The sequence below is a fragment of the Frankia sp. CcWB2 genome, from assembly GCF_977927585.1.
In genome coordinates, this window is sequence record NZ_CDWRCM010000054.1 from 1 (window position 1) to 13661 (window position 13661).

13 protein-coding genes and 2 pseudogenes are annotated in these 13661 nt (G+C 75.9%); 14 read left to right on the plus strand and 1 reads right to left on the minus strand.

Features of this window, described 5'->3' with window-relative positions; genetic code table 11:
• The 14 genes and pseudogenes from ACY45C_RS08125 to ACY45C_RS08190 form a co-directional block, all read left to right on the plus strand.
• Nucleotides 1-2449 (plus strand): annotated as a pseudogene (locus tag ACY45C_RS08125) (hypothetical protein); the annotation flags it as partial.
• A 154-nt stretch (nt 2450-2603) separates the two neighbouring features.
• Entirely contained in the window at nt 2604-3629 is a 1026-nt protein-coding gene (locus tag ACY45C_RS08130; protein WP_462187011.1) for a polymorphic toxin type 4 domain-containing protein, read from the plus strand.
• 6 nt (nt 3630-3635) lie between these two features.
• Nucleotides 3636-4787, plus strand: a complete 1152-nt coding sequence (locus ACY45C_RS08135; RefSeq protein ID WP_462187012.1) for a hypothetical protein — start codon at nt 3636-3638, stop codon at nt 4785-4787.
• Nucleotides 4784-5758 carry a hypothetical protein gene (locus ACY45C_RS08140; protein WP_462187013.1) on the plus strand — a complete coding sequence of 325 codons (975 nt, stop codon included), beginning with the start codon at nt 4784-4786 and terminating at the stop codon, nt 5756-5758. Before ACY45C_RS08135 ends, ACY45C_RS08140 begins: the two co-directional genes overlap by 4 nt.
• Before the next feature lie 7 nt (nt 5759-5765).
• Nucleotides 5766-5981, plus strand: coding sequence for a hypothetical protein (locus ACY45C_RS08145; RefSeq protein WP_462187014.1), 216 nt, complete (start codon nt 5766-5768; stop codon nt 5979-5981).
• Nucleotides 5978-6814 carry a hypothetical protein gene (locus ACY45C_RS08150; RefSeq protein WP_462187015.1) on the plus strand — a complete coding sequence of 279 codons (837 nt, stop codon included), beginning with the start codon at nt 5978-5980 and terminating at the stop codon, nt 6812-6814. The genes ACY45C_RS08145 and ACY45C_RS08150 overlap by 4 nt, the downstream gene beginning before the upstream one ends.
• Before the next feature lie 11 nt (nt 6815-6825).
• Nucleotides 6826-7179, plus strand: coding sequence for a hypothetical protein (locus ACY45C_RS08155; protein ID WP_462187016.1), 354 nt, complete (start codon nt 6826-6828; stop codon nt 7177-7179).
• Nucleotides 7180-7692 carry a hypothetical protein gene (locus ACY45C_RS08160; protein WP_462187017.1) on the plus strand — a complete coding sequence of 171 codons (513 nt, stop codon included), beginning with the start codon at nt 7180-7182 and terminating at the stop codon, nt 7690-7692.
• The gene (locus ACY45C_RS08165; protein ID WP_462187018.1) at nt 7685-8521 is read left to right on the plus strand and encodes a baseplate J/gp47 family protein; all 837 of its coding nucleotides are present in this window, start codon (nt 7685-7687) and stop codon (nt 8519-8521) included. The genes ACY45C_RS08160 and ACY45C_RS08165 overlap by 8 nt, the downstream gene beginning before the upstream one ends.
• The gene (locus ACY45C_RS08170; RefSeq protein ID WP_462187019.1) at nt 8458-9300 is read left to right on the plus strand and encodes a hypothetical protein; all 843 of its coding nucleotides are present in this window, start codon (nt 8458-8460) and stop codon (nt 9298-9300) included. The genes ACY45C_RS08165 and ACY45C_RS08170 overlap by 64 nt, the downstream gene beginning before the upstream one ends.
• 119 nt (nt 9301-9419) lie before the next feature.
• On the plus strand, nt 9420-10361 hold the full coding sequence (locus ACY45C_RS08175) for a hypothetical protein (protein WP_462187020.1): 942 nt from the start codon (nt 9420-9422) through the stop codon (nt 10359-10361).
• Nucleotides 10288-11898: a hypothetical protein gene (locus ACY45C_RS08180; RefSeq protein ID WP_462187021.1), complete on the plus strand. Its 1611-nt coding sequence runs from the start codon at nt 10288-10290 to the stop codon at nt 11896-11898. Before ACY45C_RS08175 ends, ACY45C_RS08180 begins: the two co-directional genes overlap by 74 nt.
• A gap of 2 nt (nt 11899-11900) precedes the next feature.
• Entirely contained in the window at nt 11901-12359 is a 459-nt protein-coding gene (locus tag ACY45C_RS08185; RefSeq protein WP_462187022.1) for a hypothetical protein, read from the plus strand.
• Nucleotides 12360-12374: 15 nt separating this feature from the next.
• Nucleotides 12375-13229: an ATP-binding protein gene (locus ACY45C_RS08190; protein WP_462187023.1), complete on the plus strand. Its 855-nt coding sequence runs from the start codon at nt 12375-12377 to the stop codon at nt 13227-13229.
• 39 nt (nt 13230-13268) lie between these two features.
• On the opposite strand, the pseudogene ACY45C_RS08195 reads toward ACY45C_RS08190, so the two are convergent.
• A pseudogene (locus ACY45C_RS08195) lies at nt 13269-13661 on the minus strand (hypothetical protein); the annotation flags it as partial.

Here is a 13661-nt window from a genome sequence, read left to right on the forward strand (position 1 = left end):
GGCGGGGACCGGCACCGGCGAGCGGGCAGGTGGCCAGCCGGGCCAGCCGGGCCAGCCGGCCGGCGTCGGGTGGCCCTGGCCGGTCAGCGGGGGCGACGGGCCGCCGCTGGTCTGCGAGCCGTTCCTGGCCGAGCCGCCGGCGCAGGACCTGGTCGGCGTCCAGGGCCTGCTGGCCCGGATGCGCGACCTCGCCGCCCGGCTGCGGGTGGGGGAGTGCCACTACCTCGGCCGGTTCGCGCTGAACTGCGTGACGATGATCGCGGTGCGGGCGCACACGGTCGGCATGGAGGGTGTCCGCAGCACCGCCACCACCCAGGTCAGCGTCCGCCACGACGGCCGCGGCAACAACGGCTACCTCGACGTTCGGCCTGGCAGCACCCCGGAGTTCGCGGCGCTGCGGACGCTCGCCGGTATCGCCACCGACCTGCACCGGTTCGCCGACGACCTGATGGCCGCCTACCAGGAACCGGAGAACCTCCGGCTGGTGAAGGTGCGCCCCGGCGGCGAGCCGTACGCCGGTGGCTGGGCCTGGCGCTTCTGGTCGGAGCTGTCGGAGTCCCTGCTCGACGCGTTCACCCTGCTCTACGCCGAGACCTGCCGGGTGCTGCTGCTACAGCAGCTCCGCTCCTCCCGCCACGGCATCGACGGGCGCCGCGGCGCCGGCTTCGACGCCACCGCGGCGGCCTTCTCGTCCACCCTGGCCATCCTCGGCGAGTCGGTCGTGGTGGTGACCACACTGCGGCACGCGATCACGCACTCCGAGGCCGTGCTCGTCACCGGCTCGGTCCGCGACGTCCTGTCGGTCAGCCAGACGATCCCAGCGGGCGACGGGATGATGTTCGTCGAGCTGCCGGCGCCGATCCGGTCCGTCCCGCCACGAGTGCTGGCCGTCGCCGGTGACGCCCTCATCGAACGCCGCGGTGGTGACCGGGTGGTGCGGTTCCGGGACCGGGTCTGGACCGCCGCCGATCTGGACGCCGAGATCAACCTGCGGCGGGCGGTGGTCAACCAGGTCGACCCGCTGTTCCTGCAGATCGGGGACCTGGAGCCGCTGTACGCCCGGGCCCAGCGCGAACCGGCGTTCGTCGAGGAACACCTGCGGAGCCTGCTCACCCAGATGTCCGAGGCGAACGCCCGGATGCTGGCGCAGGCATCCGACCCGGCGGAGGGCGCCTACTTCGCCGTGGCGGCCTCGCAGTACGTCTGGCGCGAGGGCGGCGCCGACCGGCGCGGGCTGCGTTTCCAGCTGCAGGGCATCCACGCGTTGGCGGACGAGCAGCTTCGCACCGCGGCCCGCAACGACCGTCTCTACGTGCTGGGGATCAACCGGGCGGTGGGCCGCAAGGCCGCCCTCGACGACCTGCTGGTCATCGCCTCCACCGCGGGGATCATTGTGCTCGGCCTGCTCTGCGCTCCGCTGGGCGCTGTCGCCGCCGGAGCGATCACCGGCCTGGCCGGCCTGGCGCTGACCGCTGGTGATCTCGTCGAGGCCGACCGCCAGAGGGACCTGTACCGGGCGCTGGAGGACCCGGAGCTGTTCCATCGCTGGCAGGAGGTACAGGTCGCGCAGCTCATGGCCGCCCTGAGCGTCGCCTTCAGCGTGTTCGACGTGGTCGCGGTCGGGCGCGGCGCCCGGGCCATCGTGGCCAGCGCCCAGCACGGCCTGCGGGTCGCCGAGCGGGCGGGCCTGGCGGCGGGAGCCCGGTCGGTCGCGCGCAGCGGCCGCCGCGAGGTGCTGCGCGGCATGACCGAGCAGGTGCTGGCGCAGGCGGTGCGCCAGGCGGTCACCGACACTGCGGTGCTGGCCGTGATGTCCCTGGTCCTGCCCCGGCTGATCACCCCGGTGCTGGTGCCCTGGATCCGCCAGCAGGCCGTCGACCACGGCATCTTGGCCGAGGTCGACGCGGCCCTCGGCCCGCTCGCCGCCGGCCTGCCGGCACCGGCCCCGTGGCGGGTGGACCGGTGGTGGGCGGGGCACCAGCGGACGATGGGGAACGATGACCATCACCCCCGGGCTGCTCTCCGGCGCCCTGAGCCGCGCCGCCCGCGAGCACGCCGCCACCCTGGAGGCGCTGCAGCGGGCGCTCGACATCGTCTCCGGGCAGCGCCCAGCGGTGCTGCGGGTGGAGGCGCTGGCCGAGCGTGTCGTGCTCGCCTTGGCGCACCACCACGAGAGCCGGGTCGCGGGCACGCTCAGCCGGCTGGAGGAGTCGCTGGCCCGGCTGCTGGACGACGTCGAGGACCTGCGCGCCGGTGGCCGGGCCACCCGCCAGACCGCGCAGCGCCAGGCCGACCTGCACGTCCTAGCCGACGCCATGGAGCAGCTGCAGAACTTCGAGGAGGCCGTCCGTCACGACCTGGACCGCGGCGAGCTGCCCGAGACGGCGGCGGCCGTGTTGCGGGAGGCGTTCGATGCCCTACCGGCGCCCGCCGCCGCGACCGCCGGTAGGGCATCGCGACCGCGTGGCCGGGCGGCGGGAACCGGCACCCGCGCAGGTGCTGCGGCGACTGGGACGGTGGCGACCGGACGCGCGGCCACACCGGCCGCGAGCCCGGCTGCGGGCGGCCCATCGACTCCCCCGCCGGGACGACGCGGTGGCCGGGTGGCGGCACTCAGTCCTGAGGAGCAGGCCCGCGCCGCGGCGGCCACCGCCCGCGACGCGCTGGAATGGGCGCACCAGCTGCGGGAGGCGTGGAGCCGCGGCCTGACCTTCGAGCCGGAGTCCCGCCACGCCGTCCCGCTGGGCTGGCCGGACCACCCGCTGCTGGTGGCGGAGATGCGCCGGCTGGACGACGCGGTGACCGCGTTCCGGTCCGGCCGGCGACCCGGCGTCCCGGTCAGCCAGGCGGAGGCGACCGCCCTGCGCGAGGTGGTGCATCGGGCCAACGAGGTGCTCCGGTCGTTCGGCCGCCGGTTCGAGGTGCTGCACGGCGGCAGCGAGCGGATCCCGCCGACCCGGCCGGTGCCCCCGGCCGCGGAGGCCGCGCTGGCCCCGGGGTCGCCGGGGGCACTCGCTGTCGCGGCGCGTCGGCGGGTCGCCGCGCTCACCGCCACCGCATCGCCGTCGCACCTGTTCGACGCGCTGGAGTTCGCGCCGCTCGACGTGACCGCCTCCGGCGGCCTGGGCGCCCCGCTGGCCCGGGACCTGCCCGGCATCGGCCTGGAGGCGCTGGCCCTGACCCCGGAGCAGATCCGCGCGCTGCCCACCAACCCGCCCTGGCTGGCCAGCCGGCTGGCCGCAGCCGTCGAGGGCTGGGAGCGGGCGCACCTGGTCGGGCCGGGCTTCGGCGGCGAGCTGTTCGCCGGCCTGATGCTGGCCCCGGAGGGGGTCAACCAGACCGCCCAGAACCGGATCATCGAGGAGGCCCTGCGGGTGGCCGCCACCGTGGTCGCCGACCCGGAGGTGACCGTCCGCGCGGAGGGCCGGCGGCTGGCGGTCCCGCTGCGGGACGGGTCCTTCGAGTTCGTCGACGTGCTGCACCGGGTGACGTACGACCTCGACCAGCCCAGCGGGGTGCCGCTGCTGTTCGTGATCGAGGTCCAGCCGGACGGCCACTGGCGGGTCACCCAGAACGACCTGCCGCCGGGGTCGTTCCGGGGCGACGCCCCGACCTCGGGGACGAGGTGACCGGACATGCCCGAGTCGAGCTTCGTGACCTACGGCCGGATGCCGTCGGCGATCCTGTCCGACGGGGTGCTGGTGATCCCGCTGTGGGTGGTCGGCGCCATGTCGATCAGCGAGAGCTACCAGCTCCCCCCGGTCGGATCCACCGGTCACCGGGCGGTGGCCCAGGTGCACGACGACACCATCACGATGACCGCGTCCCTGGTCGGCCCCGAGCGGTTCGCCTGGAAGCTCGGCCTGGAGCAGCTCGCGGAGGCCAGCAAGCGCGGGTCGGCGCTGGGTGCCTTCACCGGCGGCAAGGTGGGTGGGCTGATCCTGGTCACCACGCTGACCATCCGCACCGACATCCAGGTGCAGAGCTTGTCGTTCTCGGTCAGCGCCGCCAAGCGTGAGGTGATCGACGTCCAGCTCACCCTGGCCCACCTGCCGCTGCCGTCGCTGCTGGGCAAGCTGCTCGACGTCGCCGCCGTCGGCGTCGGCGCGCTGGTCGACGTGGTCAGTGTGAGGCGTTGTCAGGTGAAGCACGGTCAGGTGAAGCACGGTCGGTTGAAGGAGGACACGATGGCCCGGCTCAGCCCGGTCGTGGTGCGCACGCTGGTGCCGCCGGCGCCGTCCGCGGCCGCCGCGCCACCGCCCGGGTACACCCTGCTGGACACCACGCTGAGCCAGGGCCTGCCGGCCCGCTTCCCGCTCAGCGCCCGGCTCACCCTCGCCCTGGTGCTGCCCACCGGGCTGGCCCGCCCGTGGCTGCGCGCGGACCCGGCGACTGTGGTCTCGACCAGCGAGGAGCCACCGCCCGACGGTGCCAGCCGGCGGCCGGGGCTGGCCGACGCCGCCCGCCCCCCGATCCGGCTGGTGCTGGTCGCCGACGGCCGCCGGGTGTCCGAGGTCCCCCTGGTCCGGGGCGCGGAGCGGCTGCTGCCGGCCGACCCCGGCCGGCCCGCCGAGATCGCCGTCCGGCCGCTGGGCTGGCGGGTGACCGCGGGCGCGCTGGTCGGCCCGGGCACGTCCGGGTCCTGGCTGCGGCTAGCCTGGCGCAGCGTCGGCACGGCGCCGGACTACCCGCCGCGCCCGCCGCGCCGTCCGGGGGAGCCGTCGCCGGCGCACGCCGTCGGGTTCGGCCCGTCGGTGCCGGCAACCGCGACCCAGGAGTGGCGATGAGCCTGCTGACCGGCTTAGGGACCGGTGCGCTGACCGGGAACCACCCGGGGTACGTGGTCACTTTCCACGAGGTGGACGCCGCGGGCGGCGTGACCGACCCGCCGGCCATCATCCTGCACAGCGACGCCGTCGAGGCGGAGATCTCCGCGCCGCTCACCGGCGACATCCAGAGCGGCTCGGCGACGGTCGCGTTCGCCGGGCTGACCGACACCGACCACCAGACGCTGGCCGCGCGTACCGCCGACGGCGCGGCCCGGCTCGCCGTCGCCCGGGTGCACCTGTTCTGGCGGGACACCAACAGCTCGGTTGGCGGGTACCTGACCAGCCTGCTCGGCATCGGTGCGCTGACCGCCGGGCTGGGCTCGGCCGGCGCGTCCGGGGACACCCTCGCCCCGGTCCGGGTGGCGGAGCTGGCGGTGACCGGGGTGTCCCGGCGGCGCGGCAGCCGCCGCTACGAGACTGTCGTCACCGGCACCGAGCGGGTCGCCGTCGCGACCACCACCCGGCTGCGCGAACCGCTCAGCGTGGACGGCCTGGAGACGGCGGCCCGCCGGCTGGCTGAGCTGGCCGGGGTGCAGGCGGTCACCCACCCGGTGACCCCGGCCGACCCGGCGGTCCGGCCCGGCGAGATCCGGTTCACGGCGGCCCGCGGCGAGCGGGTCCGGGAGGCGCTGGTGCGCCTCGCGCGGCGTTGGGAGCTGGCCACCGGCCGCCACGGGCGGGGCCTGCTGCTGGTCCGCGACGGCGCGCTGCACGTCGGCGTCCGCCCGATCCCGCTGCGCGGCGACCCGCCGGCGCTGACCCACCCGACCGGGCTGCTGTCGGTCGAGGCGCTGCCTGCCCTGGTGCTCGACGCCGGCGCGGACGGCGGCACCGAGCCCGCCCGCCGCGACCAGTGGCTGGTCCGGCTGCGCGGCCGCCCCGACATCCGGCCCGGCGACGTGGTCACCTTCGACCCGCCGCCAGGGTGAGGGCACGGTGCAGCCCAACCTGGCCTCCGCGCTGCTGGGCGCCTTCGCGGCGCCGCTGACCGGCCTGCTCGGAGAGGGCACCGGCGCTCGCGGGTACGTGACTGGGGTCACCCACACGCTCAGCTGCTCGGCCGGCTTCCTCACCGAGCTCACCTGGTCGGCCTGGCCGCCGGCGAGGACGGCTGGGACCGGCGTACTACCCCGGCCACGGCCGGCGCGGTGACCGGCGACGGCGCCCCGCCCACCGACCATCCCGACCCGGTCGTCGCGCTGCGCGCACAGCTGGAGGACGGCATCCAGCGCCGGCTGGCCACCCTGGAGGTCGCCGAGGTGGGTGAGGTTCGGGCGCACCGCCCGGCCGCGCAGGGGGATGCCGCCGCGCAGCGGGTCACCCTGTGGCAGGGCACCACGCCGGCGTCCGACGGCGCCGGGCACGGTGCCGTCCGGCTGCCGGTCGACCGGGCAACTCCGCTGGAGAAGACGAACGTGCCGTACGCGACGCCGTTCGCCTGGGGCCGCTACGGGCTGGTGGTGCCGCGCTACCCCGGCACCCGGGTGGTATCGGTGCATCGGCACGGGCAGCCGGACGACCCGGTCGACGTCGGCGCGGTGTGGCCGGACGGTGCGGGGCCCGACGCCCAGGCCGGCGACTGGTGGCTGTCGCTGCCAGCGGAGGTCCCGCCGGGGGAGCGTGCCTCGCTGCCCGCGGCGGCCACCCCGGTCCCACCGTCCGGCAAGGCCACCAACGACCTGGTGGACGCCGACGGCCACCGGGTGATCGAGGTCGGCAACCTGCGGCTGCGGATCGGCCCCGATGGCCTGGCCCCGGCCGGCACCAGGCCGACGCCCGCGCCGGACAAGGTCGTGCTGTCGGTGGAGCACTCCGACGGGACCACCCTGCTGGAGTTCACCGACTCCGGTGACGTCCGGCTAGTCGCGAAGGGCACGCTGACCCTCGCCGCGGCCAGCGTGGTCATCAAGGCCACCCAGCAAGACGTCGAGATGTCCGGCAAGAACGTCAAGGTCAGCGTCGACGAGCAGATGAAGGTGGAATGAGGATGCCGGCAGTGATCACGACCGGGGCCACGGTGGCCTGCTCGCTGCAGGGCCAGGTGGTCGTCGCCAACTCCGGTCCGGTGAAGCTCCTGGTGGGCGGCGAACCGGTGGCGCTGCAGTCCGGGGTGTCGAGCTGGACCGTGCAGCCGGGCTCCTGCACGGCCACCAACCCGGCCGGCGGCAGTCCCTCGCCCTGCACCTCGGTGGCCGCGCCGACCGCGGGGGTGGCGACCAAGCTCGTGGTCGGCGGCGTTCCCGTGCTGCTGGAGACGCTGTCGGCGCCCAGCGTCGGGTCGGCGGTGCCGCCGCCCGCGCATGCGGTCAGCGTGCAGCGCACCTCCACCACCACGCTGCAGGCGGTCTGAATGGCAGCACGGGACCCCCGGGCCCAGGACGGCCCCGAGGCATCCGCCCTGCGGCGGCGGGTGCTCGGCTGGGGCCTGGCCAGCGAGCCGACCCAGCCGGGCCTGGACCTCGGGCGCGACCTGGTGCTGCGGCCGGCGCCGGGCCGGGGTCGAGACCTCGGCGTCGTCGAGGGCTTACCGAACCTGGTGCAGGCGTTGGAGATCGCGCTGACCACCGGGCTGGGCGACGACGTCTTCAACACCGGGTTCGGCTTCGACGGCCTGCGGATGCTGGCCGGCGACGTCGACCCGCTGCTGGTCCGGGAGGGGGTCCGGGTGGCTGTGGTGGACACCCTGCGACGCGATCCGCGGGTCCGCCGGATCATCGACGTGACCCTGGTGGACGAGCGCGGCGAGCCAGGTCAACCGGGCGACGTGGGCTCGCGGCGCACCGCCTCGGTGCGCGCCACGTTCGAGGCGGCCAGCGGCGACCCCCTGGCACTGTCCGTCGACGGGGTGGTGCCGGGTGTCTAACCCGACGCCGCCGGACCTGCCGCCCGTCGATGTCGTCGCCGTGGACGCCGCGGTGCTGCGGGCCACCGGCAGCGACGACGTCGGGGTGACGGCCGGCGGGTTCGTGCCCAAGCCGTTCACCCGGATCCTGGCCGAGAAGTTGGCCCTGGCCCGCGGCATCCTCGGCGAGGACGTCGACCTCACCTCGGCGTCCGTGCTGCGCAAGATCCTGGAGATCTCCGCCCTGGAGGATGCCCGCACCTGGGCGGCGCTGGGCGCCATGTTCGACAACAGCTTCATCGCCACCGCCACCGGCGAGGCGCTGTCCCTGCTGGGGGCGGAGGTCGGGCTGGCGCGGCCGTTCGGCGAGGCCCGCGGGCGGGTCACCCTGCAGCTGAACGGGACGCTCCCGGCCGACGTCGCCGAGGTGCGCATCCCGGCCGGGGCCCGGATGCTCACCCCCGGCGGGCACGACGCCGCCACCGCCGAGCAGGTGGTGCTGACCAGCGCCCAGCGGGTCGCCGAGGTGGCGGTAAGCGCCTTCCAGCCGGGGCCGGAGGGCAACCTGGACCCGCTGGTGTCCACCGTGACCGGCACCTTCCCGCAGCGGCTGGAGCGATGGAACCTGCTCGACCCCGCGCTGGCCGGCTACGCCGCCCTGGTGGCGCGCACCGACGGGCAGGTGACGGTCGGGATCACGCACAGTGCGCCGCTGACCGGAGGCACCCTGCGCTGGCCGGACGACCGCTACCGGGCGCTGCTGCTGCGGGCGCCGCGCAGGTCGCGGTGTCCCTGGTGCCCGGTGTCCGGCAGGTGCAGGTGCGCGACGGCCTGGGCGGCCTGGACCTGAACCAGTCGGTGTTCGGCACGCTGAGCTTCCTGGACGGGGTGTTCTCCACCGAGCGGGACATCACCAACCCCTTCTACCTGACCGTGCTGGTGGCCGAGACCCCGGCGGCGATCTGGGCCGGCCCGGGCGGGGTGCGGGAGGCCGTGCTGGCGGCGATCGAGGACGTCCGCCCGATGGGGATCTTCCCGTCGGTGGAGCGCGGCGACGCGGTGTCGGTGTCGCTGTCCGCGGATATCCTGGTGCGCGACGTGCCGTTGCCCAGCGGTGGCACCCAGGTGGTCAACGCCTCCCCGGCCGCCCAGGAGCTCAAGTGCCGGCTGTCGGAGCAGGTGCGCGGGTACGTCATGGGGCTGTCCTTCGGCGAGCCGGTGCGGGCGGCCGAGGTGAGCTACGCGCTGATGAGCGTTCCCGGCGTGCAGGACGTGCGCGACCTGGCCCTGCTGTGCTGGCCCGGGGACCTGGACGACGCCGGGGTCCCGGGGGCGGGGGCACGGTCCGGCTGGGCCCCGGCGAGAACGTCGTGGTGGGGCCGACCAGCATCCCGACCTACGTGGAACAGCTCGACGAGCTGCGGATCGCGACCCGATGACCCCGCACGACCCGATGACGGTCGCGGACCCGGACGGCCCGCGGTCGGCGTCCTTCGTCAACCTCGCCGACCACCTCACGGGGGTGCTGTCGGCCGGTGCCGCGCACGAGTCCTTCCCGCTGGACGACACCGGCACCGTCCGGCTGACCTGGGACCGCGAGCCGCTGGTGCTGCTCACCCTGGAGCGTGACCTGGAGCTCGACGAGCTGGCCGTCGAGGTCGGCCTGCCCGGGCCGGAGTCGGACGGCTCGGGCGGGCCGCAGGTCACGATCCCGGTCCGGTACGCGCCGTTCAGCGAGCGGGGGGGCGATGCTGCCGGTGTGGCCGTTCGTCTTCGCACCGGCGTTCGACCGGTTGGCGCTGCAGGTCAAGGCGCGGTGGGTAACCGCCGGCGGGCCGGCCACCCCGGTTGCGCCGCGCGAGCTGCGCGCCCTGCTGTCGGTCACCCTGGTGCAGGGCACGATGGGCCGGCTGCTGTACCTGATCGGTGCCGAGAAGGCCCGGCTGCGGTGCGCGGCACGGGAGGTCAGCGCGTCCCGGGCGGTGGCCAACGCCCGCCGCGCGGCCCTGGACCGGCACGGCGCCGACCTCGGGGCGGCGCGGTTCGGTGACCGGTTGCTCGGCCGGAGCGGGCTGCCGCCGCAGGTGTTCACCGGTCCCCGGACCGAGCCAACCGGGTTGGAGAACGACGAGGACTACCGCCGCCGGCTGCTGGCGCTGCGCGCCTTCTCGATGCCGACGCCGGCCGGCGTCGCCGAGGCCGTCAACGGCAGCGGCGGCCCGCAGGACAGACCGCGCGGATGGCTGGGCGAGCTCGGCGCGACCCGCCGGGTGCGGATCGTCGAGCAGGTGCGGCCGTACTCGGTCGGGCTGCTGCTGATGTCGGCGTCGCCGGCCGGCGAGGCGGCCGCGCGCGCCGCCCGGCTGGCGTTCCTGGCCCAGGTGCGGCGGGACCGGCTGGTGCTGCCGGCGTCGACCCCGGCCACCGACGAGGCGTACCGCGGGCGGCTGCTGCCGCCGGCGCAGCGGGCCGCGCTGGAGGCGCTGGGGTCGGCGCTGCGGGCCGGGTACTTCTTCGACGGCGACACCGCCGGCGCTGGCCCCCGGTCTGGCCCGTTGCCTGGAGCTGTTCGCCGCCTGCCGGGCGCAGCTTGGCGACCGCCGGCGGTGGAGCCTGGTGCGCAGCCAGGACCCGGCCGGCGGCAGCGCCTACGAGCTGGGACTGAGCGCCGACATCGTGGTCCCGGTTGACACTGAGGCGGTGTTGAAGGCGGCGCTGCTGGCGTTCCTGCCGGGTCGCGACCTGCCGGCCACGGTGCGCGACGCGCTCACCGCCGGCGCTGCGGCGGTACGTGCCGGCACGGGGGCGGTGCTGGCGCTGCTGCAGGCGTGCGGGGCGGCGACCGTCCGCAAGGCCGGCCGGGTCGGCACCGCGGTGAGCCACCTGGCGCTGGTGGACCTCACCGCGCCCGGCGGGCAGGACGTCCCGGTCGGCGGCCGGAGCCAGGTCGCCGGGCTCGGCGCGGCGGAGCCGGGGTCGGGACGGCCGCTGGTGCTGCTCGGCCGGGCGCACGCCGGCGGCCTGGCGGTCGCCGCCGTGGACGCCCGCGGCGGGACCCAGGTCCTTGCGCAGAACGGCTTCCCGCCGGGCGCCGAGGACGCCGTCGTGCTGCGTGAGGACTCCGGCGGGTCCGGTGGCGAAGGCCCGGGCGGAGGTCGGCTCGGCCGGGCCGTGCTGACCTACCCGGCCGAACGGTCGATCCTGGTCGTCGAGGTGACCAGGGGCGAGGATGGCCTGTCCATCGACGCAGTCGTCACCCGCGACCAGTTGCTCGCCTGGACACACGCGGTGCCGATGCGGCTGGCGGGCAGCAGCGGTCCCGTGCTCCTGCTGTACCACCGGACGACCGGCTCGCTGTCCGTGCTGGCGGTGGACGGCCCCAGCCTGGGCCGCTGGACGCACCTGGCTCCGGTGGCGGCGCCGGGCGGCGGCCACGACGACGTGCTCTGCTACGACAGCGTGAGCGGCGACCTCCACGTGCTCGCCCTTCGTCTCCGGCCGGACGACCGTGGGCTGGAGGTCACCGTCCGCTGGAAGCGGCCGGGGTGGCGGCCGGGGCTCACCCTGCTGGCCGCGCTGCCCGGCGACCAGGTGCTGGGCGTCGACCGGGATGCCGGCCGGGTGGAGCTGTGGTCGTCGTTCGCCGACGGTGTGCCGGTGCTCGCGGCGTACCACCAGGTGGGACGGCGGAGCGTGACCCACCTCGCGGCACTCTCCGGCGTTGACTCTCCGCAGAGCCCTGCCGTGTTGGCCTATGACCGCGCCCGCGCAACGGCGACCGTGTGGCCGGACCTCGGTCCGGGCGGCACGGTCCGACGCCCGGACACCCCATGGGAGGAGGCGTCGCCCTCCGCCGCGGTGAACGCCGGTCTCGGCGACGGTGTGGGCCGCTCCGCGCTTGACCTGGCCCTGGACGAGGCGCTGAGGGCGTGGCAGGCGGCTGGGCACCCGCCGTGGCAGGTGGTTCGGGGCAGCGAGCAGCGCGGGTCCTGGGAAGCCGTCGCGGCACCCGGCCTGGTCGCGGTGCTGACCGGGGCCGGGCTCGCGGTGGCCACCCCGGAGTCGGACTTCGCCGCGCAGGCCGTATCCGTCCCGGACTCCGAGGTCGCGACGCTGCGCATCGACCTGTCGATCGGGGCGCTCTGGCGTGCCGGCGACGGGGCACGGGAGGCCCTCGACCTGGTGCAGGCGCTCGCCGGGCACGGGCTGGCCGCGGCCGTGGCGTAGCGGTGCTGGAGACCAACCGCGTCCTGGTCGTGGTGTCCACCCGCGGCCTGCCGCTGGGCGGCCTCAACCTGTCCGGCCGGCGGACCTCCGGCGTCAGCTGGCACGCGCTGCCGGTGACCGGGCTGCCGGCCGCGATCGACTCCGGCGGCTCCGCGGCGATGGTGCGCCCGGCCGGCACCGGGATCACGCTGCTGGTCACCCTCGCCTACCGGAGCAGCGAGCTGGCCGACCCGTACCAGGTACGGCTGGAACTGCCGGCCGGCGCGACGCTGAACCTGGACCAGTACGAGTTCCTGATGAACGTGGTCGAGCGGACCGTGCCGGCCGGGATCCAGGCGAACACGTTCGCGATCCGGCGCCGCCACCTCGACGTGGACGGCGACGGGACCGCCGACCCGCTGCCGGTGACCACGGCCCGGGTGTTCCGCCGCTTCCGCCGGACCGGCGTCCGCCGCGGGTGACCGGATCCGGCGCGGGTGAACGTCGAGGAGGTCTTCAACCCCTTCGGCCGGCCGGGCCGGGCCCGTGGACCCCGGCCGGGCCTGCACGCGGCGCTGACCGCGCTGCTGCGGGACTCCCCGCGGCTGGTGCTGGTGCACGGGCCGCCCGTCACCGGCAAGTCGTCGCTGGTGGAGGAGGTCCTGCTCGACCTTGGCTGCTCGGCGGTGACGACCACCTGCGACCGGCGGTGGACGGCGGCTGAGCACCTGCTGGACGCGGCGGTCTCGCTGGCCGGTCTGGGCGCCGCGCCGGACGGCTGGGACGCCGTGACCCGGGCGGTGGCGCCGATGGGCGTGCGTGACTACCTGGACAACCTGCCGGGACGGCGCCGTGCCGGCATCCCGGGTGTGCCGGTGGGCCGGCTGGTGGGGCAGCTAGGCCGGGCCGGCCACGCCTGGGTGCTCGACGACGTGCACAAGCTGCCCGCGGACGGCTGGCAGGCGGTACTGGCCGCCGTTCCGGGCGGTCCGGGTCCGGTGGTGATCGCGGTAGGCACGGCGGCACCGGCCTGGCCGGGTGCCAGGCCGAGCGGTGCTGGGCCGAGCGGCGTCCCCGCCCTCGCGGTGCCACCGTTGTCCGCACCGGAGATCGAGGCCGGGCTGAGGGCCGGCTTCGCCGCCCTGGGCTTGGTCGTGCCGGCAGCCGTGGTGGCGGCGTGGGCTGCCGACCCCGGACTCGGGGCGGCGCGCTGCCAGGCGTTGGCCTACCAGGTTGCGCTGGCTGTGGGTGCCCATGCCCGGCCGCCGGGCGCGCCGGCGCGGACCGCCGTCGGCGAGGACCTCTGTGCCGCGGCCACCGAACGGTTCCGCGGCACGTGGACGTTGCGGTGAGGACCGGGCGCTCCCAGGCCCGGCGGGAAGGTGGACCCGTCAGTCCGGCCGGAAGGTGGACCCGTCCAACGACAGGAAGCTGCCGTGGGTGCTGCGGGCGACCACGGCGCCGGTGTCGAGGACGTCGATGCGCGTGGTGCCCGCGGAGCTGAAGACGCTGAAGATCTGCCGGGTGCTCGGCCGGTAGCCGGGTGGCAAGGTGAAGATCAGTGACGCGGCGACGGTGGCCTCCGCACCACCGGTCAGCGCCCCGCGCAGGTGGACCACGCCGGACCGGTCCTTCAGGTAGCCGGGCGGGTTGAATTGCAGGTCGTCGGTGGTGGTGGCGCGCCGCCAGGTGCCGGCCAGCGGCGGCGTGGTCCAGGCCTCGCTGAACGGGGTGTCGAGCCGGCGCAGCTCGGTACGGATCTCGCCGAGCAGGTCGTGCAGGTC